This is a genomic window from Paraburkholderia sp. SIMBA_030, assembly GCF_046535245.1.
Lineage (GTDB): Bacteria > Pseudomonadota > Gammaproteobacteria > Burkholderiales > Burkholderiaceae > Paraburkholderia.
This window is the reverse complement of record NZ_JAWRXB010001348.1, coordinates 1-246: the sequence shown is the minus strand read 5'-3', so window position 1 is coordinate 246 and position 246 is coordinate 1. Positions and strand designations below refer to the sequence as shown.

1 protein-coding gene is annotated in these 246 nt (G+C 32.9%); it reads left to right on the top strand.

Annotated elements, in window-relative coordinates; translation table 11 throughout:
* A partial coding sequence (locus tag SB772_RS44420; protein ID WP_410839078.1) for a hypothetical protein occupies window positions 1–246 on the top strand: 246 nt, incomplete at both ends.

Here is a 246-nt window from a genome sequence, read left to right as displayed (position 1 = left end):
CGCATTCCTTCGGTGGAATTATTGCAGTTAACTATACAAAAAAATATCCACAACATACCAAAGGGATTATCCTGGCCAATGTCACCCTTCACTTTCTGAATAATGAATCCATAAAAGAACAAATTGAATATGGAAACAGCTTTCTGCAAACAGAAAATAAAACAGTTTCCAAAGACAGTCTTTCTTCGGAACTTTCAAAAATAAGCAGCTTATTAAGAAAAAAACGGATAGGCTATAAATTTCTTA